The sequence below is a fragment of the Vibrio sp. 10N.286.52.F8 genome (genome assembly GCF_041468745.1).
GTDB lineage: Bacteria > Pseudomonadota > Gammaproteobacteria > Enterobacterales > Vibrionaceae > Vibrio > Vibrio crassostreae_C.
This window is the reverse complement of record NZ_JBFRJF010000042.1, coordinates 1-21,780: the sequence shown is the minus strand read 5'-3', so window position 1 is coordinate 21,780 and position 21,780 is coordinate 1. Positions and strand designations below refer to the sequence as shown.

Here is a 21,780-nt window from a genome sequence, read left to right as displayed (position 1 = left end):
TCTTATAACCGTTGATTTGTGTCGAATTTACCCTCGTGATACAACACGGGTATTCAAAACGAACAGCATTAGAAGAACGGGTAATTTTTAGTAGAGAAAAAACTCTTGAACAGGATGCGAATGAGTAAAAGGTCTAAGCAACTTTGGGGCAATAATGGTTTGCAAGTCCCAAAACAAAAAGAGCCGCTAAAAAGCGGCTCTTGATTTTCAAACTATTCGAACTCGTTCAGATTACTCTTTACCGAATACGTTGTTCTCTTGCTCTTGTACACGGATGAAAGTCGTACGCTTAGTTAGCTCTTTAAGCTTTGCTGCGCCTACGTATGTACAAGTTGAACGTACACCACCAAGGATGTCAGAAATTGTGTTGTGAACTGAACCACGGAACGGAAGTAAAACAGTTTTACCTTCCGCAGCACGGTACTTAGCAACACCACCTGAATGCTTGTCCATAGCCGACTGTGACGACATTCCATAGAACTTCATGAATTGCTTACCGTCTTGCTCTACAACTTCGCCGCCTGACTCAGAGTGACCTGCTAGCATGCCGCCTAGCATTACGAAGTCAGCACCGCCGCCGAACGCTTTAGATACGTCACCCGCACATGAACAGCCACCGTCACCGATGATCATGCCGCCAAGGCCGTGTGCTGCGTCGCCACACTCGATGATTGCAGAAAGTTGAGGGTAACCTACGCCTGTTTTAACACGTGTAGTACAAACAGAACCAGGGCCGATACCAACCTTAACGATGTCTGCGCCAGCTAGGATTAGCTCTTCAACCATGTCACCCGTTACAACGTTACCAGCAGAGATAACTTTAGTCGGGAATTCAGCACGTACTTTTTGTACATACTCAACTAGGTGCTCTGAGTAGCCGTTAGCGATATCAATACAGATAAATACGAATTCGTCGCTAAGCGCCATGATTTGCTTAGTTTTCTCAAACTCAGCTTCAGAAGTACCTGTTGAAACAAATACGTTGTTCAGCGTTTTCTTGTCTGCTGTTTTTGCGAACTCAGCCCACTGCTCTACTGTGTAGTGCTTGTGTACTGCAGTCATAACACCGTGCTCTGCTAGAGCAGCTGCCATTTCAAAGCTTGCTACCGAATCCATGTTCGCTGCAATTACTGGAGTACCAGACCATTGACGACCGCTATGCTTGAATGTAAAATCGCGGGTTAATTCAACTTGAGAACGGCTTTTAAGGGTAGAACGCTTCGGACGGAAGAGTACATCTTTGAAACCTAACTTAAGTTCTTGTTCGATACGCATGATAATTTGTCCTGTAATCATATTACGTGTCGTGCGTTTTCGGTAAGCGTTGGCAGACGCTTTACTGAGTTTCGGACACAAAAAAACCGGAGCGTTGGCAGACGCTCCGGTTTTCAGCATTATAGGCTGTGATTTACTAACAGCAAGTCTGATATTTCATTTTTTTTTGTGCTATCCTCTCAAAGATTCCATATCTGGTAAAAGCTTCCCGCCCGTCATTTCCTACTAAATTCATAGTAATTAATAACTTAACAACATATTCACGCAAACGCTGTCGGTTTATTGCGCAAACGTTTCCCTTGCAAATTCGGCGAAAAAATCTTCGATAAGGCAAATTTGTGAAAAAAGTGCCCTTTAATCACATAAAAATCACACTTTTCTTGAATCAAAAAATGCGTTTTTTCTTAAATAATTTCATTTTTTTCTGACTTTTTTCGCTTCGAGTGCCGATCTCAGCCCTCTTTCATTAGCCCTGAAATTTATAAAGTACAAAGGCAAGATCGATTAGCACGTTCGAAACTTGGATGAGCGGGGTAAAGTCCACAAAATATGGCAGGTTAGATGCGCTTATTTATGAGAACCCAGCGGATACAAGCCGCTGTTGATAGAGCCTAACAACAACTCGACTAAAGTTAACGAACACGGAACGCCTTTCTTTAGTTCGAACTCATTACTACAGGATCAGATACAAAAATGGCCAAGGGGATTAACCTTGGCCATTTTTATTTGGTTTTCAGAGTGCTCTTATAAGGCGATTCAATTTTCACCTTAAGGTACGTCAAGCCTTTTTCTGAGACATCAGAGCTTCAGCAGTCGCATCTTGAATCGACAAGAACAAGGATGTCACTTGCCCAGTTGGAGAACGCATCGGGTTAAGCGTGACGTTCTGATACATAAAGTCGGCTTGCTGAGTTACTGGCCTCACGTTGCGGCACTTAAACAGATAAGGCCTTTGTTGCCACGTTATGAAGCTACGGCAGCCTAGGTCATAAACCGGTTTTGTTTTAAGCCTAAACCACTCTTCAGGAATTTCAGGGAATAACTCAAAGATCGACTTACCGATCGCATCATGCGATTGCTTACCGCTATGGTGCGTCATGAAGCCATTCCAAACTTGTACCTGAAAGTCACGGTTAATGACCACCAGCCCCATATCGACGTTTTGAACCATGTCTACCATCCAGTGGAACTGTTCAAATTCAGCAGGAAGATTCAACATATTAAAACTCCTCCATTAGGTAGGCCAATTTGTTATCTAGAAGAGGCAGAGACTCATCAACAAACATAAATAGAAGGTCACAACGGATGGACGTGCCGTCGATGTTGTAGCTGACTTCGAACGTCATGGTCTTTTTAAATGAGCCGCTGGTATTTTCAATCACCGAATCAATCGAGATGTGTTGACCTAGCAGCACAGGAGAGCTCTGAAAGAAACGAACTTCTGATTGCTCCCCTAACCCATTCAAGAAAGAGCCGACTAAGATGTTCGATACATCCATCAACAACTCTAATTCTTCTAGCTGCTCGCTTTCTGTTGGCACCTTCATGAGCTTCTTAAGATCGCTCACACTGGAATCACTCAACAAAACTAGCGCTTCACCTGCAATGCCTTCTCCACTGAAGCCTTGGCAAACACCCGACACTTGGTCATTGTCAGCCAAGTCACGAAGTGCCATGTGCAATTCGCTCACTTCGAAGATGTTCACGTTCGGTAATGGTAAGTGAACGAATACATTAAAATGGCGCGCCAATGCATCGGCTGCTCGGCCTATCGCTACGTTCGCGACTTCCATATAGATATCGCGTCTGCGAAGTATTGGCAGTTCTAAAGCGGTTGGGGTAATGATTTGAGGTTGTTTTGGCGGCTCGACATGCTCACGTAAAATGGCTTTTAGCGCTTCTTTATCGATCGGCTTTTGCAAAAATGCTTTGGCGCCAAGATCCAGCACCTTCTGTTGTGCTTTTGGTTGTATGTCACCAGAAACAACGACAACTGGCGTGGTATCGCCTAAACGTTGCATCTCTTCCAATGTGCCATAGCCGTCTAATTCCGGCATGGTTAGGTCGAGGAACATCAATTTGAATTGGTTTTTAGCGAGCTCTTCAAGTGCATTAAGCCCATGAACAGCAAAAGTTATATCTGCATTTAGAGAACTAGGCAGTGACCGAGCCATCTGCTTCCTTGCTAACGCAGAATCATCACATATAAGAACTGGGAACGACATAAATGCACCACTGACAAATTAAAGCTAATTCGACCGAGTGTAACAGAACATTATGGTATCAGGTACGGGGTGAATGGATTTATGTGCAGATTATTAGTAAGAATGATGAAACAGGTGGGTAAGCTATTATTTCGCATTATTCTTCATGAAAAACAATATGCTACAAAGGTAATAGCCAATCCTTGCTGTTGAGTAATAGCACTATTATATTTAACAGCAGCCTTAACAAGCGGGTTTATTAAGGCTCGACTGACTCATTCATTGAACGGCTTTATGTAGCCATGATAGAGAGCTATCCAACAAAGCTAATGCAAGAGAACTAGAACTGATATGAAGGCCATAAAATCAGTAATGCGAAACGTATGATCACAGCAAATACCAACAACGCGATCCCCAGGCGATACCATTTGTATTCGGCGATGTTCATTGGGATACGCTTGTAGAACATCGTAATCACGCCTTTCCAATCGCTACTGCGTCTTCCGTACTGCATCATGCTCGTCAAAACAAACAGTGCGCCAAGCACTAACATTCCTTTTTCAGCCCAGAACAATCCAACTTCCATTTGTGTATTCCTTGATAAAACGGTGAGCAACTCAAATCATTCTAGTCACCTTTTAGCTCGGTTTCTGTAAGACCAAGGTCTAAATTACGAAGTACGCAATTTAGGGCTTATAGGTCATTGTTGGTAATTGATAGTTCTCGGTCAGCAATACAACGTTTATCGTTCAAGGTTCCATGGTAAAGGCGAGCATCACAAGCAAATCACGTATAAGCATGATTCGACAAATCTGGAGATTGGTTGTTCTTTTGAATGACACGCATCAATTGGATAAGCAGCAGAATACCTGTCACGCCTAAGCCAACACCGATTCCGCCCCAAATCCCTGCCAATTCGAACTTAGGCATCAAATACCAAGCCGCAGGCAAGCCAAATACCCAGTAACCGATGGCAGTCATCACGGTTGGCATAGAGACAATCTTCATGCCTCTTAGCAGGTTAATCGCCAGTAGTTGCCAAGCATCAACAATAAAGCACAAAGCAACGACCCAAATCACAGAAGCCAGTAGTGAAGTCATAGCACCCGTGCCATCGTCTAACTTGAAGATAGAAGCGATCATCTCAGGCCATATAATGAACACGGCCGACAACGCCACACTCAACACCGACACCAATATGAAGCTTTGAATCGAGGTTCTTTTTATTCCTTCGTAGTTACCCGCGCCAAAATCACGGCCAACCAAAATCGCCGCAGCTTGTGAGAAACCAAAATTGAAGTTCCAAGTAAAGCTTAAACATTGCAGCAAGATTTGGTGCAAGGCTAACGAAGCAATACTGATCGTGCCCGCCATCAAGGTGCCACCGTAAATCAAGCCATGCTCAAGTAAAGCAGCCAAGCCGATAGGTAGACCCATCAACAACAATGGGCTCATCAACTTGATTGAATACTCTTCTGTATTTAGCCAAGGGGCGAACTGCTTAAACTCGTCACGCTTAAATACCCAAACCGTATATCCAACCATCACGATAAATGCCGCGATAGTCGTACCAAGCCCTAAACCTGTTAAGCCCATGTCTAATTGGAAGGTGAGAAAGTAGCTGACTGGCACATTCAGAATTACGGTGATAATCGACATCACAAGAATGGAGCGCACGTTGCCAAACGCACTGGTTAAGCCACGAAGTACCAACAAGATAAGCGAAGGCAACATTACCCACTTCAAAGCATGGACATATTCCATGGCTAAAGTGATCACTTCTGGTGGCTGTTTGGCTGCTTCTAATACCAACGGAGCAAACCAGAAGTTGGCCATTAAGGTCACGCTGAGCACGAATGCCAACATGGTTGCGCCTTTCACCGCCAATCTAATTTGAGTATTACCAAACTCAGGGCGAGCTACTCGCTGACCATAAGCGATCGCAATCAAATTCGCGACACAACCCACGGTGCTGCTCGCAATAATGAAGATGAAAAAGTAGATTGAGGCACCTAAGCCACCAGCCGCAAGGGCTGACACACTGATACGCGACATCATCCAAACATCAGTAAGGACTAAAGCCATAGAGATCAGCTGTGAAATGATCAAAGGGAATGCAAGAGTGAGTATTTTTTTCATGAGCGCCTCAGTTAATTTCGCCCAAAATACGATCGATGAGGCTGGCGTTCAATTGATAAATTTGCGACTCTAACATTCCATAAACTCATGCGAACGAATTATGACCCCATATCCTAGCTTGCCATCATCACATAATGGCTTAAAAGCCTTTGAAGCTGCCGCAAGGCTGATGAGCTTTACTCTGGCTGCCGAAGAGTTGCATGTGACACAAAGTGCGATCAGCCGACAGATCAAACAGCTTGAAGATGAGTTAAACGCATCACTGGTTATTCGTAAGCATCGAGCCATAGAATTAACGGTACAAGGTCATGATTTGTATGTCGCTTTGCGAGAAAGCTACGGTAATATCGAAGCTGTTATCGCCTCTTGGAGTGAGCCCAAGCAGAAGCGTATCGTGATCAAAGCGACTCTGAGTTTCGCGACGCGAGTATTGATCTCCAAAGTTCGGGAATTAAACGAGCGTTATCAAGATCATGAGATAGTCATTGTTCCTGTGATTGAGGAAGACGAATCGATTAATAGTAGTGAGTATGATCTACTGATCTTCCACACGCGTTTCAAAAAACGCTATGACAAAGCACCTGACATCACCTTCTTGCGTGAAGAGTTTATGGCACCGGTCTGCTCGACTAGCTTAACTAATTCTGCCAATTTAACTAATTCGACCAACTTAACGAATAAAGACACCGACCTCGATTCGATCTTAACCTTGCCAAGGCTGCATCCAACCTTAGATCACCACGACTGGAAAGTGTGGTTGGCCGATGTTGAATTCCCACCAAAGAAACCCGTCAGAAATACCAGTTTCTTGTCTTTAGATATGGCGCTCAGTGCCTGTTTATCCGGTGAAGGCGTTACGGTCACAGATCTATTGCTAGTACAACAAGAGCTCCAACGAGGCTTCTTGTACTGCCCTAAGAATGCAAAGATTCAACACAGTGCTTGGACTTACTTCATGCACCAGCGTAGTCACACGCCTATCATCAACGACCTTATTGAATGGCTTAGAGAAGAGACAACAAAAGAGATCGAGTTGCTGAAAGTACTCGCACAGCAATATCAATGGTTTGGTGTAATAGAACAGGACAAAGACTTTGGTCGGCTCTTCTAAACTAAGTTATGATTCCTTTTCCCTCAGCCTATTGATATTTTTATGTCTTCTTTCTCTTTTTCACAAATCCCTGTTGGGGTTCGATTCATGATCCTCTCCGCTTTTGGATTCGCACTGATGTCAGCTTGTGTGAAATACATCAGCAATTATGGCATTCCTGTATTCGAAATTGTTGCAGCAAGGGCTTTGGTGTCTTTGATCATCAGTTATATCGACGTTAAGCGAAAAGGCATTTCGATCTGGGGAAATAACAAACCTTTGTTGTTTGTTCGAGGCGCAGTTGGTACAGCAGCCTTGATGTGTGTTTACTACGCTGTGACCACTTTGCCATTAGCCGAAGCGACCATTCTACAATACGTTCATCCTGTATTTACCGCCCTACTTGGCGTGTTATTTCTGAAAGAACGCGTCCAAAAATCGACCATGATCTGCATTGCGTTCTGCCTAGCTGGGCTATTAGTGATGGTACAACCAAGTATGAACAGTGGCGCGAGCAGCGAGTTACCGCTATTCAGCATTATGGTGGCGTTATGTGGCGCATTTGGTAGCTCAATTGCTTATGTGATTGTGAGAAAACTTAGCCAAACGGAAGATAGCTCAGTCATCATCTTCTACTTCCCATTGGTTGCGCTACCAATCTCAACAGCTCTTATCTGGAACGACTTTGTATGGCCTAGCCTATTCCTAACCATGATGCTTGTGCTCGTCGGGATTTTCACACAAATAGGACAATACGGTTTAACCAAAGCAATGCAAACCCAGGCAGCAGGTAAAGCTTCAGCTTACTCATACGTGCAGATCGTCTTCTCAGCGCTATTAGGTGTGTGGATCTTCAATGAGATTCCATCGGTTTGGACTTATCTAGGTGGTGGCCTGATTGTCACTGGTGCACTCATTAACGTGTTTGGTAAACAGCTATTGGTGCCGTTCAAGGCTAAATAAGTAACCCACTCAATATCAGCTGATAAATAGAATCTAAAAAGGGCATTGCGGATTATTCCACGATGCCCTTTTCTATAAATGCTCTCTAGCGCGCTTTCATTCAGCTAACCAACTTTAACAAAGCGGCGTATTACGTAACTAACTCGTGGCATTTCGTAACTTAGGATCATCACTCAAATACTCAACAAACTCGATTTCAAAGCCTGCAGGATCCACAAAGTAGACATTTTTTCGATAAGGTTCTTCGGCACCGGGTTTGGCAATTGGAAAGCCCGCATCAACAAGGCGTTGAGTGACACTTTCGATATTATTGGTCACATAAGCGAAGTGTGCGAGACCAACAGAATGCCCAGCCAAATCTCTATTTTCACCTTCACCGTGATCACTTATTGCTATGTATTGGTACTCGTCGCCAAAATGCAGCCAGTTACGTGGCTTGCCTGACCATTCGCCTTTTCCTTCATCACGAACGTACCAGTGTGGAAACGCCGCTTTATAGAAAGTCAGCATTTCAGGGATGTCCTTGACGACTAAATTCACATGTTCAAGTTGGATCATTCTTCTCTCCTTAAAGTATTCTCGTAAGCAACGTTGCACATCCTAATACCTCAAGTTAAGTTGAGGTAAAGCACTAATTTGCATTTATTTCGAGAACGTTTTTAGAGCCCAAATTGTCGTATTTTGAAGCGATACAAACCCTAAGTTTAGACGACCTTCCCTGATGTGGTTTATTTGGAATCCAGAATGACTGAGAGACAAGCCGCTATGGTTTAGGCGGAGTAACCTCAACTTCTAAAGCGGCTCGGTCTCTCCACTTGAAAACCTTCTTCCATTTAATCGGCATCATTGGAATAACGATGAGACTAATGCCCACCAGCGTCAGGATGTCTGGAATCTCATCGAACCACATAACACCAAACAATGTTACGAACACCAACCCAGAATATTCGGCGAGCGCAATCTGGTTGGCCGGTGCTTTTTTGTAAGCCACCACCACAAGCGCATGGTATCCAAGTACGAACAAGTTGATTGCCATGATCCAACCAACATGACGCCATTCGAGCGCAGACCAAGTTGGCAGCGCTAATGCCAGTGCAAGTGGCAGAGTCATAATGCTGGTCCAGAACAGAGTTGAGATGATGTGTTGCTCTGCATTCAAGCGTTTAATCAAGATATTACCCACGCCCATCGCAAGCGCACTGCCTAGCCCAGCAATCGCCGCCCAATGAAATTGTTCAGGGCGTAACACGATTAATACGCCCACAAAACCAATCAGGGTCGCGATCACTTTTGAAGATGTCGGCCTTTCTTTCAACAGCACGATCGACAAAGGCAGCATAAGGATTGGTCCAACGTAGAACATCGCGTTTGCTGTCGCCAAAGTAAGGTGTGTAATGGCGATCATCGCGCAGCCACTCCCCACTAAGATAAATTGAGCCCTTAAGAAGTTGATTCGGCAACCGCCTTTCATACGCGTCTCTCTCGGTAACTTTAACCAAAATGGAAGCAACAAGATCACGCTCAATAGCTGACGGATAAACACGTACTGGAACGTAGGGACTTCGCCATTCAGTATCTTCAATGATACGTCTGAAAAAGACGCAAGTAGGTTTGCGAGCACCAAAAGCAAAATGGCGTGGTTAACAGCTTTATTCATACAGAAGTAAGATTACACATTTGTCATACAATTATGGGCGCACATCATACATGAGAATTTGAAATGTGTAATAGCAAAATTAATAAGGCTCAGACTAATGCAATTTTGAATTAAACCTCGATGAACAAATCACAGCTATTCGTTCAATATTTAGCCGCATTAATATTCTCTTATTGACTGATACATCAAGTTACAATTCGATTTCATATTAGCCAACAACACTGATCTGGGTTAATAAACTGGTTTCACAATAACCTTATTTTTATTGGGGTCAGATAATTAATAAAAAGGAAGTTAAAGTGAAAAAATTATTAGCACTTGGTATCGCAGCGGTAATCTCGGCTCCAGCAGTAGCCGACCACAGCACAATCAATGGTATGGATTTTGGTCCACTCGCAAAGTTAGTCGGCACATGGAAATCAGTCGAAACTGGCGGCGTTGATATTTCTCCAGGCCAAGAAGGCACAGAAGTGGGCAAAGGTGGCCCCGCGGTCACACCATTTTATGAAGTGATGACATTTGAGGTTGCGGCAGATGCAACCAACGCCAGCGATCAATATCTGGTTGCTCTGTACTACAAGCAAGAAGTATTCAGAAAGGCCGACGACTCTAAATTCCACGATCAACGTGGCTACTTCATCTACGATCAAAAAAATCAGATCGTCTACAACTCTTACTGTGTACCACGCACCACATGTGTCACCGCAGAAGGCCCTGCTGGCGATACAATGACGTTAGTTGCGTCAAAGCGTGGCATCGCTGAGTCTGAATACATGACGGACAACGCAACCACCACAGGCTTCACGATGAACATTAGCATTTCAGACGATACGCTGACGTACTCTCAAACAACAAGCTTAGAGATCTACGACAACGCATTTGCTCATACAGATTCAAGCACTCTAGTTAAAGTGAAGTAGATTCAAATACAAACGCCTTTCACAGCGAAGTGAAAGGCGTTTTTCTGTTGTACTTGTAACAACAAACAAGTTTAACTAGATTGTGTATCAACCTTGGCGTAACGGTTGGCTAGCACTGCACAGTAAAAGATCTGAATCGGGTGATAAAGCATGATTGGCAGTAATATCATCCCTAGATTAGGGTTGTGAGCAAAGATCACCTTAGCCATAGGAATACCTGCCGCTAAGGTCTTCTTAGTACCACAGAATACTGCCGCGACTTCATCTTGATGATTGAATCCAACCTTTCGGGCACTCCATTGAATGCCGTGTACCATCACCATCAATACCACTAAACAAATCACCGCTGACAGCAACAACAGCATTGGTGAAAAGTCGCTCCAAATACCGTGTTCAATAGAGTCACAGAAAGCACTGTAGACAATCAGAAGTATCACGTATTTATCTAACTTATTGACCACTGACTTGTGTTTCTGAGTCCATTCAAACAGTAACGGGCGCATCAACTGGCCGACAATCATTGGCAATAGCAGCATTTTAGATATAGAGATCACCGATTCCATCAGGTTTAGCTCTGCACCTTCCAATCCCATAAAGAGCTGGATCAGTAGAGGCGTAATGAACACGCCTAAAATACTAGAAAGTGATGCATTGAATATCGCACCCGGTAGGTTTCCTTTTCCAATCACCGTCATCGCGACCGAAGACGAAATCGTACTCGGTAATACGAAGAGGTAACAGAAACCAAAGGCCAGAGCTGCTGGCATATAAGCGACAAAGCCTTGCCCGAATATCACCCAAAGCAGTGGGTAAACTAAGAATGTCGCGCTTTGTACAAAAACATGCAGCTTCCAATTCGAAAGCCCCTCAAGAATGGCTTTGGGAGACAAACCCAAACCGTGTAAGAAAAACACCAAAGCGATGCCGAGAACAGTCACCGTATCGAGATGAAGTACCCCACCCGATTTGCCCCAATCCGGCGTAAAAACAGCAACGACCATAGCCACCACCATCCCTACAAGAAACCATTCCTTTTTCAGTTTTTCTATCATGTTGACACGCACTTTCTATAGATTCTATTTCAGCCAATAACCCGGCTCCGACGCTATTTATCCTATCGACTCTAATTTTAATTAACCACCATAAACGTAAATTAAGCTTGTCTTTATCTTGAGGGTTAACATCGTTATTAAGTTTGTTACACCCGTTTTGCTCAGGATTAATCGGATGTATGGAATGACGATGAAAACATTAGAAAACAGAGGTTTATCGAGAAGATAAGATCACTTTCAGTGATCGGAACACAAAGGCAAGCCGTAGGGACAGCAATCAAACAGTAACAAATTTAGATACCAATATTCAGCCTATTACCAATAACTACTCAGCGGGAGCAAAACATGGACAACAGAATCACCATTATTGAGTTTCTCAGAGTGTTTGAGTGCATTCGCACCTCTGGCGAGCAACTGGACAATAAATATCAAGTGGGCGAAATGGCGGCTTGGCATGATTATGATGGTTATACCTGTTGGCTAAGCTATAAAGACGTAACAGTGACGCTGATGTTTCATGGTTCATTGAAAATCGAGTACGACAATGCTTCAAATTATTCTGAATTTATTGAGCGTTGTCTGGTTATGCTTGCCACTGAACCTTCTCCATAAAACGCGAACAGACTAACGGCTAACGGCTAACGGAGACAATCATGAACGAAACGGCTTCATTGCTTAAGCGAAGACACCCTTTGTGGCTAGTAATCAGCCTCTCTTTTTTATGGTCTCAAGTATCTGTAGCAGGCATAGGTATGATTGACTTTACACAACCGAACGAACATAAGAATTGGACAGCGACCAACGACAATGTGATGGGCGGCATCTCAACAGGCGAGCTTGTTTACGAAGGCGAGACGAGTCAATTTAAGGGCGAGCTATCGTTAGAAAATAATGGGGGGTTCAGTTCCATAAAGCGCTCCATTAAATCACCAGCCCATGAAATAGATAGCGCAGAGCTAGTATTCGTTGGTGATGGTCGCACTTACCAACTGAGGCTCACAACATCGAAAGATGGTAATCGAGTTCAATACAAACACGATTTCGATACGATAAAGGGAGTGCGGCTTAACAAGGTGTTCCACTTCAATGATTTTCAAGCGGTGTTCAGAGGTCGGCTACTGAGCGATGCGCCGGAACTTAAGGCACGAGACATCAAACAAATAGTTTTTTTGATTGCGGACAAACAGCCCTCGCCTTTTGAGCTAGACCTAATACAGCTTCACTTCAGAACATCGAAACCTATCACATCACCAGAAGCTGACTAAACTGAAAACAAACAAAAGCCCCTGAAACCTTTTGACTAGCAATCAGATATCAGGGGCTTCTTCTATTTAAACCGTCAACGACTCAAAACAACGACGGATAAAAACATCAGCAATTAGTATTTGATGGCAGTTTTACCAATCGAGGCACTGCTCTCAATGCGTTGGTGTGCATCTTTGATTGTATCCACACTAAAGCCATTTAGGGTCGTGGTTAGAGTCGTTTTAATACGGTCCGAATCAATCAGATTCGCGGCTTGGAATAGGATGTCTTGCTGCTTCTGGATATCTTCGGTGTTAAACAATGAACGCGTGAACATCAGCTCCCAAACAAAGCCTGCTGATTTTCCTTGCAGCGCTGATAAGTCAATGCCACCATCAAATTCAACAATCGAACTGATCATGCCTTGCGGTGCGATCAACTCAACCATCGCATCCCAGTGCCCTTTTGTATCAGCAACATTGAAAATGTAGTCAACATGTTGAATGCCTTGCTCTCGCACTGACTCAACAAGGTTACGGTGGTTCACCACATAGTCCGCTCCCATATCTCTTACCCACTGCTCCGTTTCAGGTCTTGAAGCTGTTGCGATAACATTTAGGTTGGTCAGTTGCTTAGCCAGTTGAATCGTAATTGAACCAACGCCGCCCGCTCCACCAATGATCAGGATAGACTTTTTCTCTTCAGGACGAACACGCAAGCGGTCAAACAACGCTTCCCATGCTGTAAGCGTCGCTAGTGGCATAACGGCTGCAGCTTCATCAGAAAGGCTCTTAGGCGCTTTAGCGGTAATACGGTAGTCCACAGCTTGGTATTCTGCGTTAGCCCCCATGCGTGTTACGTCACCCGCATAGTACACACGGTCACCGACTTCGAAGCCTTCAACGTCAGCACCTTTACCAACAACTTCACCGACTGCGTCATAGCCCAGCACTTTTGGCTGCTCAAGAGTTTTGTCTTTGGCATTACGAATACGAATTTTAGCGTCAGCAGGATTGATAGAAGTCGCGCTCACTTTTACCAGCAAGTCATTATTTTTTAGTTCTGGCAGACTCGTTTCAAACTCAAATAAACTGTCTTGCTCTGTAATCGCAAGTGATTGAGTAAATCCGATAGCTTTCATTTTTGATGGTACTGACATTGTGCTTTCTCCTTGAATTAGACGAGTTAATCTTAGTCAATTCTCACTCTAGATAAACCGCCTAATATTTGAATAATTCTCAAATAATTTTTGATAGTGGTATTGCCGTTATCTGAGTAACGCAGACGTCTCACTGCATTGCCAACGGCTTAAAGGCTAAATCAGGCCTTTCTCAATCAACCAATCATGTGTGACTTGATCTTGTGGTTTACCTTCACGGCAAACTTTGTAATCCAGCTCTGCGATGATGTCATTCGAGAAGCATAGGGAATCCAACTTCTGAATCTGTTGTTCGCTGAACAGATGCTTCTTGTCGTCTCTTAAAAGAAGCACTGCTCTGTCCACTATTCCGAGTAGGCCTTTTGGCTCTTTGAGCTCACGAATATCGTAACGATAGTGCAAAAACTGAGGTTTCCACAGTGGCACTACCACCCACTCTTTGTTTGCGACTGCACTTTCAAAGGCACTGAAACAATCGTCTTCACTGCCAGGAAAGAACTCGTAGCCGGCATCGCTCAGGCCATAATCTTTCATCATCTGGATAGAGAAGCGTGTGATACCAGCGCCGGGGTTGATGCCTTGAATGGTCGAGTTCATTTTCTCGATCACTTCAGCTTTTAATAAATCAGAGACTTCAGAAACCGCCTCTTCAGGCACATAGTCTGGTACGCCCCACAAAGCATAAGGTTCATAATGAAGCCCAAGCTCGATAAGTGGCTCAACTTCTTCAACGCCCGCTTTGTAGATACCGTGACTTGATGGCAACCACGCAGAAGAAAGCATATCCACTTGGCCTGCTTTCAGCTTTTCAAAGTTCTCCTGATGTGGAGAGAAAATACGCTCTACCTCAAAACCCATGGATTTCAATACATTGGCAACCAATGATGCGGTCGTACGGTGGAACGACAAATCCGTTACACCCATTGTGATTTTCTTAGTCATCTTATCCCCCTAGATCGTAGGTTTCGTCCATACGATGTGTACTGCGCTACGTTGTCGATATGGGGAAATGATAGTGAGAAAATTACTAATGAAAAACAGCCTCATATTTGAATTATTATCAAATTAGTTTTGACAATTAAGTATTTGAAGCTAACTTAGAAGCGATAAGTAGAGATAACCCATTTGCAGATTGTGATGGGGAAATATCCCAACGCCATGTTTAGAACATAATTCAATACAGGTAGATAACATGCTTCTTGAAGATTTACAGGTCATTTTGAAAGTGGCGGAGTTTCGCAGTATCACCGCTGCAGCCACCAACCTTGATATGCGCACTGCCACAGCAAGTGCAGCGGTAAAACGTGTTGAAGCGGCACTAGGTGCGGAGTTATTTGTAAGAACCACGCGCCACCTAAGGCTCTCTTCAGCTGGCGAGCGTTATTTACCGGAATGCGAACAAGCCTTAAAGATGTTGGAGCAAGCGAAGCTCAACATGCGCGAAGAGCTTGGTATTCTTGACGGTGAAATTCGCATAGCGCTTTCATCAGATCTAGGACGCAACCTAATCACACCTTGGTTAGATGAGTTCTTGCTTGAATACCCAAAGGCGACGCTTCGCACTAGCATCAGCGATAGCAATATCGACTTCTACCGAGATTCCGTCGATATGGCGCTGCGTTACGGCTCTCCGACCGATGCGAACATGTATGGTTTCAAGATATGCGATGTGCCGAGGATATTGTGTGCGGCTCCTGAATACTTGGCTGAAATGGGCACACCAAAACACCCGAGTGACTTAGCTCAGCACAATGGTTTGCTTTACCAACTCCATGACATGTTGCAAGACGAGTGGGTGTTTAACGATGGTACTCAAGATCATAAAGTGAAACTAAAAGGAAATCGCGCTTCGAACGACGCAGACCTTGTAAGACGTTGGTGTATCGCAGGTAAAGGGGTGGCAATAAAATCTTGTCTAGACATGTCTCCTCACCTGCTTTCAGGCGAAGTGGTTAAAGTTATGCCTGAATTTAAGCCGACACCTACCGAGCTGTGGTTAGTGTGTCCAAGTCGTCAATCCATCACCCCTACTGTGCGTCTACTGAGAGATTTATTCAGAGAGAAAACCGCTGAGATCCTTTCGCAACTGAGCAAACAAGGCATTACAGAAGGCACAACATCTTAAGGTTTAATGTCGCTTATATAAGAAGCAGAGAGACAAAAAAGGCGTTAGCGAACTTCAATTCGCTAACGCCTTTCATCATTAGAACATCATAGCTGCATGATGAACCTTAATAAGAGTACTTAGTTTAATACTCTTAATACAAAAGCTTAGTTTGACTCGTCTTCAACATCGCAGTCTGCGCAGCACTGAAGAGCAATCTCATGTTCGAAGGTGATGGTGTCTTTACCTTCTTCAAGTAGCTCTGCGATTTCGTCTGCCACTTCTTTTTCATCATCCGCTTCGATTCCGCTTGCTAGCTCTTCTTCTGAATAACCGAAGAAGTTCAGTAGTAAATACTCACGCGCTTCATCTTTCGTACAAACCACGTCCGCTGAAAGATCAGGAGTAACCTCGCCTTGTGCAAGTGTTGCTGTCACTTGTGCGATAGCATCGTCTTTCATCGCAGGCGTTAACCAACCAAGATCAGTACTTACTGTCGTTTTTTTACAGTCGAAGCAAGGCAGTTGGTGAAAGTAGTATTGAAAGGTAGTCATAGGTAAATTCTTCTTTAAATGTTGTATAGCGAGATTATGCGCGTTTTGTAGCAAAATACTATCTCAATCACAACCTGAAACCGCTTCGTTCTAAGTATTTTTCAAGCTCCGCGCAAGCTGATGTGATCATCCTATAAAAGCGCTGTTTTGCGCATGCTTACTCAGCTTTACGCTTGTTTACATTTGTACGGGTAATATATGCCTTATCAGATAACAAGCGTGGCACCTCACAAATATTTTGGCTCTTGCTTAGTTTCGTCGCTCCAGCTGTTAGCTATGAGATCACGGCTTACTTAGCTACTTAGCTCGGATTTGTTTGAAATAGCTTTGTTTTCAATTAACTTACTTGCACTTGGCTTATTTTGAACCACGCTTATTTAAATAACCCCTTCTCGGATACCCAATCAATGATCATCAAAAAATATCAAGCCCTTGCCCTTTCATCGGTTGCTTTGCTCGCTACAGGCTGCTCACCATCATCAGATACGCCTTCGGTCAGCAACATCAGTGATTACCAAGGCTCAGCGAGTATTACTCAAGGTGTGGCGACCACTGTTGAATCGAATCTCTTTGAGTGTGCAAACGGACGTAGCCGAGTGGCGGGCGTCGGGGAAATTATGGACTCAGAAGGAAAGGTTTGGACGGTTCCAGCCAAGAACAACTTTGCGACAGGGCCAAAAGCCTTTGATCTTTATGAAGAGTGCTCAAACACCACACCAAGCAGCCTAGCCGAAGTCGATCAAAGCTCTGTACCTGTAGCGATAGTGGATCAAGACGGTGAAGAAATAACAGGTTATATTTTTGCCGATAACTATTTCGAACTTTATATCAACGGCCAGTTAATCGCGGTAGACACCGTTCCTTTCACACCGTTTAACTCAAACATCGTCAAATTTAAGGTGAAGAAGCCTTACACGATTGCGGTGAAAGTGATTGATTGGGAAGAAAACCTAGGCCTTGGCAGCGAAGATAACCGCGGAAAGGCATACCACGCTGGCGATGGTGGCTTTATCGCGAGCTTTAGTGACGGAACCGTGACAGGACCAGAATGGCAAGCACAAACCTTTTATACCTCACCGATTTATGACCTGACTTGTTTGAGTGAAGTGGACGGGAAGCGTCTTTCTGAAAGCTGCACCACGGAAGGAACTGACCACGGTCAAGATGCCTACGCCGCTCATTGGGAAACACCAACCAACTGGATGAACCAAGAGTTCGATTCAACATCTTGGCCTCTAGCATCGGTATATTCAGAGGACGATATTGGCGTGAACAATAAAAAAGCGTACATGAACTTTATCGAAAAATTCAGTGGTGCAGGCGCAAGCTTTATCTGGTCGACAAATGTCGTTCTCGATAATGAAGTGCTACTGAGATACGAAGTTAGGTAACTTTATTCCTTTGTAAGTAAGCCCAGTCACGAGTATGACTGGGCTTACTACTCAACCAGCTTGCTGGTGTTTCTAATTCACAACGAACCCAATCATAATCTTGAGTCATTTCATTCCGACGAAGTTTGCGAAGTCTTGTTTGCTCCACGCGACTTAGCTTTGTAATTGTGTAACCAGCAACAAAACAACCCAATACACAGACCCCAAAATGCACTGCCGATCCCCAATAAATTGGTGCCAGAAGCAGTGAATAAGAAAGTAAGCAGTGCGGGTTCTCGGTAATGACTGTCTGCCATTGATACCGCAAGGCAATTCATCAAGGTCGGCATCACCGCTAAGCCAGCAACCGCAATGACAATCTCGGAGGGCACAGCGCTAAACAGCGACACAAATGACATCCCCATCACGCCAGCTAACAAGTAAAACCCGCCCATACAGATCCCCGCCATGTAACGTGTCTTTGGATTGCCATCCGCATTCGGGCCCATGCAAATAGCGCCCGTAATCGCAGCAAGGTTATACGCAAAGCCACCAAACGGCGCGAAGATCAAACCTGTCACCCCAGTGGTGGTAATGATCTTCGATGAATCGACCTGGTATCCGTTCGCTTTTAGAACCGCAAATCCCGGTAAGTTCTGTGAAGCCATCGTCACTATAAACAATGGGATACCTACACTGAACAACGAAAAGAACTCAAAATCGGGCGTAATGAACATCGGGGTCGTTAATCCCATAGTTACCTGACTGACATCGAGTTTGCCAAACCCCACACACATAACCAGTGCGATAATGAAAATACTTGGGATCAGTAAATTACCTAACCGCGCTTTCGCCAGAATAAATACAGCGAGCATGACCGCTACGACTTGTGCCTCTTCCATTAACGACGTGAACAAACCCAAACCGAATTGCAATAGGATCCCCGCGAGCATCGCAGAGGCAATCGATGTTGGGATCTGTTTTAGGACTTTCTCAAATATCCCCGCTAATCCAACTAACGTGATCAACATCGAACTGAACAAAAACACGGCTACTGCCTGATTCATTGTCAGCCCTTCAAGAGATGTGATTAACAACGCCGCTCCAGGCGTCGACCACGCTGTAACCACAGGCTTCTTGTAATGAAACGAAAGCAGTATTGTGGTTACGCCCATGCCAATTCCCAACGCCCAAAACCATGACGCCACTTGTTCTTCAGTTGCTCCAGCACTCATTGCCGCTTGGAAAATAATCGCCGCGGCGCTCGCATAACCAATGAAAACAGCGATAAAGCCAGTACTGACGTGAGAAAATTTTAGCTTAGTCATGTTAATTTTTTCCTGCGTGCGTTATAACGTCCATAAACCAAACCTAGCATCGTGCGCTATAACGCACAACTTATTTGTAAAAAACTTGTAGAGAAAATATGCAAACAGAAATTAAAGTTGGCGTTAACTTGAAACGCCTTCGCCAAGAAAAAGGCTGGAGCTTAGACAAAACAGCGAAAGAAACTGGCGTGAGCAAAGCAATGCTAGGACAAATTGAACGTGGAGAATCCAGCCCGACAGTCGCTAAGCTCTGGCAGATAGCTTCTGGATTCGAGGTGTCACTTTCGAGCTTTATCGCGGCTAGCCCAAACAGTGAACTGACGAGTTTATTCAGAGATGCAAACGAACTAAGGCATGAAGAATACAACATTGGCTTTTTCGTCAGTTTGTTGTTTCCTTTTGAGGAAGCACTAGGATTTGAAATATTCGAACTCACCCTAGCACCCGATTACCAGCATGAATCCGCCCCACATAACGCAGGCGTCACTGAGCACATCTTATGCATTTCAGGAGAGATGGCCGTGATGTTTGATGATGAGTGGCATACGTTACGCGCAGGACAAGCCGTTCGCTTCAATGCCAACCAGACCCATGCCTACAAAAATATCGGTGAAGGAAACGCCGTATTTCATAATGTGATTCACTACCCTAATAACAAGCAATAGTGCCGGATTTGGTGCTAACGGATGTTTAGCTCTAACCGGATGTTCAGCGCTAACGAAAGAGCTGGCAGACCACTGGCTGTTACTAACTTAAAGCGACTATACGTTGACGACCATACTGCCATCTTCGGCTTGATAACGAGCCCATAGTTGAGAGAGGTTTTCTTTATTAAGCTGTATCTCTTTTTCTTTCAGAAACGTTTCGTTGTGCAGCTTCGAATACGAGCGCTCAGCAAGGTCACAGCTAAATGTAACGATGGTTTTCCCTTTCCCCATTCTAGCCGCAGCGTATAGCGCACCTGCTACGTTCAACGACGAACTGCTTCCTAGAAGAATACCGTCATGTTCCGCAACAAGGCGGGATATCGTCACCAAATCCTGATCGGGAAGCGTGATGGCACGATTGATTTTTGCCTGCCTGAAATTTTCAACCGTTCGCATGATCCCTATGCCTTCCGTGAACGAACTTCCCGTTGATTGATAGTGTCCATTACGTAGAAACGAATAAATGCCGGACCCATTTGGGTCAACTAACCAAGTTTCGAGATTGGGTTGCTGCTCAGATAGATAGTGTGAGTTTCCGGCAATGGTTCCACCCGTCCCCACCACTGAAACTAGAGCATCAATATTCCCCTGTGTTTGCTGCCAGATCTCAGGTCCAGTATTTAAATAGTGCGCTCGATAATTACTGAGATTTTCAAACTGATCTGCCCACCAATAACTCTCATTTTCGACACCAATCCGCTTAGCCGTGTGGTAAAAATGTTCAGGGTTTGCAAAAGGACAAGGGTCGACCAATAACAGTTCAGCATTATAAAGCGAGATCATGCGCTCTTTCTCTTGTGCCTGCCCTTTTGGCATCACCACCAACATTTTGTAACCAAGGGATTTAGCGACCAGAGCAAGTCCTATTCCCGTATTACCAGCAGTACCTTCAACGATTGTCATTCCCGGCTTAAGCTTACCGGCTTCTATTGCATCCATAACCAACTGAAGTGCCGCTCTATCTTTAATCGAACCACCCGGGTTCTGGTGTTCGCACTTAATAAGAATCTCACAACCTGATATCTCTGAAAGACTGTTGATTCTAACAAGATCGGTATCGCCAATCAGTTCACTGAGATTGTTTGCAATATGGGCAGATGACATCGCGACTCCATTTATTTGTTGAGGATAAGTTTGTTCATCGATTGGGTTGTCGATGATCATAAGCGTAGCTCTGGGGTCTGCTTAGTCAAGAAGTGCCGGAATTGAAAAGACTCTCATTTTCCAAATAGCAATTATAATTAGGGGTGACCGATTAGATTGAGGGCAAAAAAATGTTTCTAAAAGAGAAAAAACCGGTGACCTCGTTGATATAACTGAAATGACCAAATTAACCAACTTATTTAAAGACAGTATCGAAGGTCGGTTTCAAGCAGGCGAAGAACAGCAAGACCCTGAGATGTTTAAAAAGTCCGAACTGATGTTTATGTCAGGGGAAGAGTTACCTCGATGCTGGACAGATCCAAACTACCGCTCAGGGACTAAATAACCTTAGCGCTTCCAGAGCACCCGATGAGTCGCAATTTAAGCTCTGTTCTAAAACTGTTTCACGATCGCCTTGTAGGCTATCCCCCTGTTAAAACATTCAGACGCATCTTTACTAGACACAAAAAGCGAGCCACTTGGGCTCGCTTTTGATTGTCTTTTTCTTGCTTAGACTTCAGTTCAGATTACAGAAGTTCTACCGACTGTTGAGCAATCACGAATTCTTCGTTGGTTGGCAAGCTATTATAATCGCACCTATTAACACGGGTTTGGACAGAAATCATTTAGACTATTTACTTAAATCGGGAGTCACCGGATTAGTTCAGGTATCTAAAACTCCAAGGTCTCACCATCAGCAGGAATAAGGACTTTATCTGACAAACCGTTTTTATCAATTGCTTCTTTAAGAATTGGTCGAGTCACTGCACAGTGATTGAGTGCCTCCATATGGTTCGCAACCACCTTATTAGGGGAAAGGCGAATAAACTCCATGACCTCATCAATAGACATCAATAACGGTTGACCAAC

At 44.3% G+C, this 21,780-nt stretch carries 22 protein-coding genes and 1 pseudogene; 9 read left to right on the top strand and 14 right to left on the bottom strand.

Annotated features, from left to right (window positions below):
• Positions 1-231: 231 nt before the first annotated feature.
• The 5 genes from AB4133_RS18840 to AB4133_RS18820 all read right to left on the bottom strand — a co-directional run bounded on the left by AB4133_RS18840 (position 232) and on the right by AB4133_RS18820 (position 5,618).
• Positions 232-1,275 carry a GMP reductase gene (locus AB4133_RS18840; RefSeq protein WP_017062429.1) on the bottom strand — a complete coding sequence of 348 codons (1,044 nt, stop codon included), beginning with the start codon at positions 1,273-1,275 and terminating at the stop codon, positions 232-234.
• A gap of 778 nt (positions 1,276-2,053) precedes the next feature.
• Complete coding sequence (locus tag AB4133_RS18835) at positions 2,054-2,494, bottom strand: PAS domain-containing protein (RefSeq protein WP_017062430.1); 441 nt, start codon at positions 2,492-2,494, stop codon at positions 2,054-2,056.
• 1 nt (position 2,495) lies between these two features.
• Positions 2,496-3,500 (bottom strand): response regulator, encoded by a 1,005-nt coding sequence (locus AB4133_RS18830; protein WP_029236531.1) that lies wholly within the window; start codon positions 3,498-3,500, stop codon positions 2,496-2,498.
• Between the two features lie 319 nt (positions 3,501-3,819).
• Positions 3,820-4,065, bottom strand: a complete 246-nt coding sequence (locus AB4133_RS18825) for a hypothetical protein (protein ID WP_010430578.1) — start codon at positions 4,063-4,065, stop codon at positions 3,820-3,822.
• A gap of 200 nt (positions 4,066-4,265) precedes the next feature.
• The gene (locus tag AB4133_RS18820; protein ID WP_372225344.1) at positions 4,266-5,618 is read right to left on the bottom strand and encodes an MATE family efflux transporter; all 1,353 of its coding nucleotides are present in this window, start codon (positions 5,616-5,618) and stop codon (positions 4,266-4,268) included.
• Positions 5,619-5,718: 100 nt separating this feature from the next.
• Between AB4133_RS18820 and AB4133_RS18815 the strand changes: the two genes are divergently transcribed.
• Both AB4133_RS18815 and AB4133_RS18810 read left to right on the top strand, forming a co-directional pair.
• Positions 5,719-6,729, top strand: coding sequence for a LysR family transcriptional regulator (locus AB4133_RS18815; RefSeq protein WP_372225342.1), 1,011 nt, complete (start codon positions 5,719-5,721; stop codon positions 6,727-6,729).
• A 42-nt stretch (positions 6,730-6,771) separates the two neighbouring features.
• Positions 6,772-7,671: a DMT family transporter gene (locus tag AB4133_RS18810; protein WP_102333930.1), complete on the top strand. Its 900-nt coding sequence runs from the start codon at positions 6,772-6,774 to the stop codon at positions 7,669-7,671.
• Positions 7,672-7,809: 138 nt separating this feature from the next.
• Here the strand turns inward: AB4133_RS18810 and AB4133_RS18805 are convergent, their stop codons facing one another.
• Positions 7,810-8,229 carry a VOC family protein gene (locus AB4133_RS18805; RefSeq protein ID WP_137002417.1) on the bottom strand — a complete coding sequence of 140 codons (420 nt, stop codon included), beginning with the start codon at positions 8,227-8,229 and terminating at the stop codon, positions 7,810-7,812.
• Positions 8,230-8,434: 205 nt separating this feature from the next.
• The gene (locus AB4133_RS18800; protein ID WP_017065985.1) at positions 8,435-9,328 is read right to left on the bottom strand and encodes a DMT family transporter; all 894 of its coding nucleotides are present in this window, start codon (positions 9,326-9,328) and stop codon (positions 8,435-8,437) included.
• A gap of 299 nt (positions 9,329-9,627) precedes the next feature.
• Here AB4133_RS18800 and AB4133_RS18795 point away from each other — a divergent pair, with 299 nt between their 5' ends.
• Positions 9,628-10,248 carry a heme-binding beta-barrel domain-containing protein gene (locus AB4133_RS18795; protein ID WP_372225340.1) on the top strand — a complete coding sequence of 207 codons (621 nt, stop codon included), beginning with the start codon at positions 9,628-9,630 and terminating at the stop codon, positions 10,246-10,248.
• Positions 10,249-10,319: 71 nt separating this feature from the next.
• Here the strand turns inward: AB4133_RS18795 and AB4133_RS18790 are convergent, their stop codons facing one another.
• The gene (locus AB4133_RS18790; protein WP_032545880.1) at positions 10,320-11,300 is read right to left on the bottom strand and encodes a bile acid:sodium symporter family protein; all 981 of its coding nucleotides are present in this window, start codon (positions 11,298-11,300) and stop codon (positions 10,320-10,322) included.
• 345 nt (positions 11,301-11,645) lie between these two features.
• Between AB4133_RS18790 and AB4133_RS18785 the strand changes: the two genes are divergently transcribed.
• Together AB4133_RS18785 and AB4133_RS18780 are read left to right on the top strand one after the other, a co-directional pair.
• Entirely contained in the window at positions 11,646-11,912 is a 267-nt protein-coding gene (locus tag AB4133_RS18785) for a DUF3081 domain-containing protein (protein WP_372225337.1), read from the top strand.
• Positions 11,913-11,953: 41 nt separating this feature from the next.
• Positions 11,954-12,565, top strand: a complete 612-nt coding sequence (locus tag AB4133_RS18780; RefSeq protein WP_372225334.1) for a CIA30 family protein — start codon at positions 11,954-11,956, stop codon at positions 12,563-12,565.
• A 113-nt stretch (positions 12,566-12,678) separates the two neighbouring features.
• Here AB4133_RS18780 and AB4133_RS18775 read toward each other — a convergent pair whose 3' ends face one another.
• Together AB4133_RS18775 and AB4133_RS18770 are read right to left on the bottom strand one after the other, a co-directional pair.
• Complete coding sequence (locus AB4133_RS18775) at positions 12,679-13,704, bottom strand: zinc-binding alcohol dehydrogenase family protein (protein WP_372225331.1); 1,026 nt, start codon at positions 13,702-13,704, stop codon at positions 12,679-12,681.
• A 156-nt stretch (positions 13,705-13,860) separates the two neighbouring features.
• Complete coding sequence (locus tag AB4133_RS18770; protein WP_372074320.1) at positions 13,861-14,628, bottom strand: glycine betaine ABC transporter substrate-binding protein; 768 nt, start codon at positions 14,626-14,628, stop codon at positions 13,861-13,863.
• Between the two features lie 268 nt (positions 14,629-14,896).
• Between AB4133_RS18770 and AB4133_RS18765 the strand changes: the two genes are divergently transcribed.
• Positions 14,897-15,829: a LysR family transcriptional regulator gene (locus tag AB4133_RS18765; RefSeq protein WP_137002266.1), complete on the top strand. Its 933-nt coding sequence runs from the start codon at positions 14,897-14,899 to the stop codon at positions 15,827-15,829.
• 146 nt (positions 15,830-15,975) lie between these two features.
• On the opposite strand, the gene AB4133_RS18760 is transcribed toward AB4133_RS18765, so the two are convergent.
• Positions 15,976-16,362, bottom strand: a complete 387-nt coding sequence (locus AB4133_RS18760; RefSeq protein WP_102394466.1) for a hypothetical protein — start codon at positions 16,360-16,362, stop codon at positions 15,976-15,978.
• 407 nt (positions 16,363-16,769) lie between these two features.
• On the opposite strand from AB4133_RS18760, the gene AB4133_RS18755 reads away from it, so the two are divergent.
• The gene (locus tag AB4133_RS18755) at positions 16,770-17,753 is read left to right on the top strand and encodes a hypothetical protein (RefSeq protein ID WP_372225329.1); all 984 of its coding nucleotides are present in this window, start codon (positions 16,770-16,772) and stop codon (positions 17,751-17,753) included.
• 110 nt (positions 17,754-17,863) lie between these two features.
• Here AB4133_RS18755 and AB4133_RS18750 read toward each other — a convergent pair whose 3' ends face one another.
• Positions 17,864-19,060 carry a benzoate/H(+) symporter BenE family transporter gene (locus AB4133_RS18750; protein WP_372225327.1) on the bottom strand — a complete coding sequence of 399 codons (1,197 nt, stop codon included), beginning with the start codon at positions 19,058-19,060 and terminating at the stop codon, positions 17,864-17,866.
• Positions 19,061-19,158: 98 nt separating this feature from the next.
• Between AB4133_RS18750 and AB4133_RS18745 the strand changes: the two genes are divergently transcribed.
• Positions 19,159-19,725: a helix-turn-helix domain-containing protein gene (locus AB4133_RS18745; RefSeq protein WP_050620555.1), complete on the top strand. Its 567-nt coding sequence runs from the start codon at positions 19,159-19,161 to the stop codon at positions 19,723-19,725.
• Positions 19,726-19,821: 96 nt separating this feature from the next.
• Here AB4133_RS18745 and AB4133_RS18740 read toward each other — a convergent pair whose 3' ends face one another.
• Positions 19,822-20,871: a cysteine synthase A gene (locus AB4133_RS18740; protein ID WP_102320367.1), complete on the bottom strand. Its 1,050-nt coding sequence runs from the start codon at positions 20,869-20,871 to the stop codon at positions 19,822-19,824.
• A gap of 217 nt (positions 20,872-21,088) precedes the next feature.
• Between AB4133_RS18740 and AB4133_RS18735 the strand changes: the two genes are divergently transcribed.
• Positions 21,089-21,256 (top strand): acetyltransferase, encoded by a 168-nt coding sequence (locus AB4133_RS18735; RefSeq protein ID WP_372122508.1) that lies wholly within the window; start codon positions 21,089-21,091, stop codon positions 21,254-21,256.
• Between the two features lie 326 nt (positions 21,257-21,582).
• Here AB4133_RS18735 and AB4133_RS18730 read toward each other — a convergent pair.
• A pseudogene (locus AB4133_RS18730) lies at positions 21,583-21,780 on the bottom strand (MBL fold metallo-hydrolase); the annotation flags it as partial.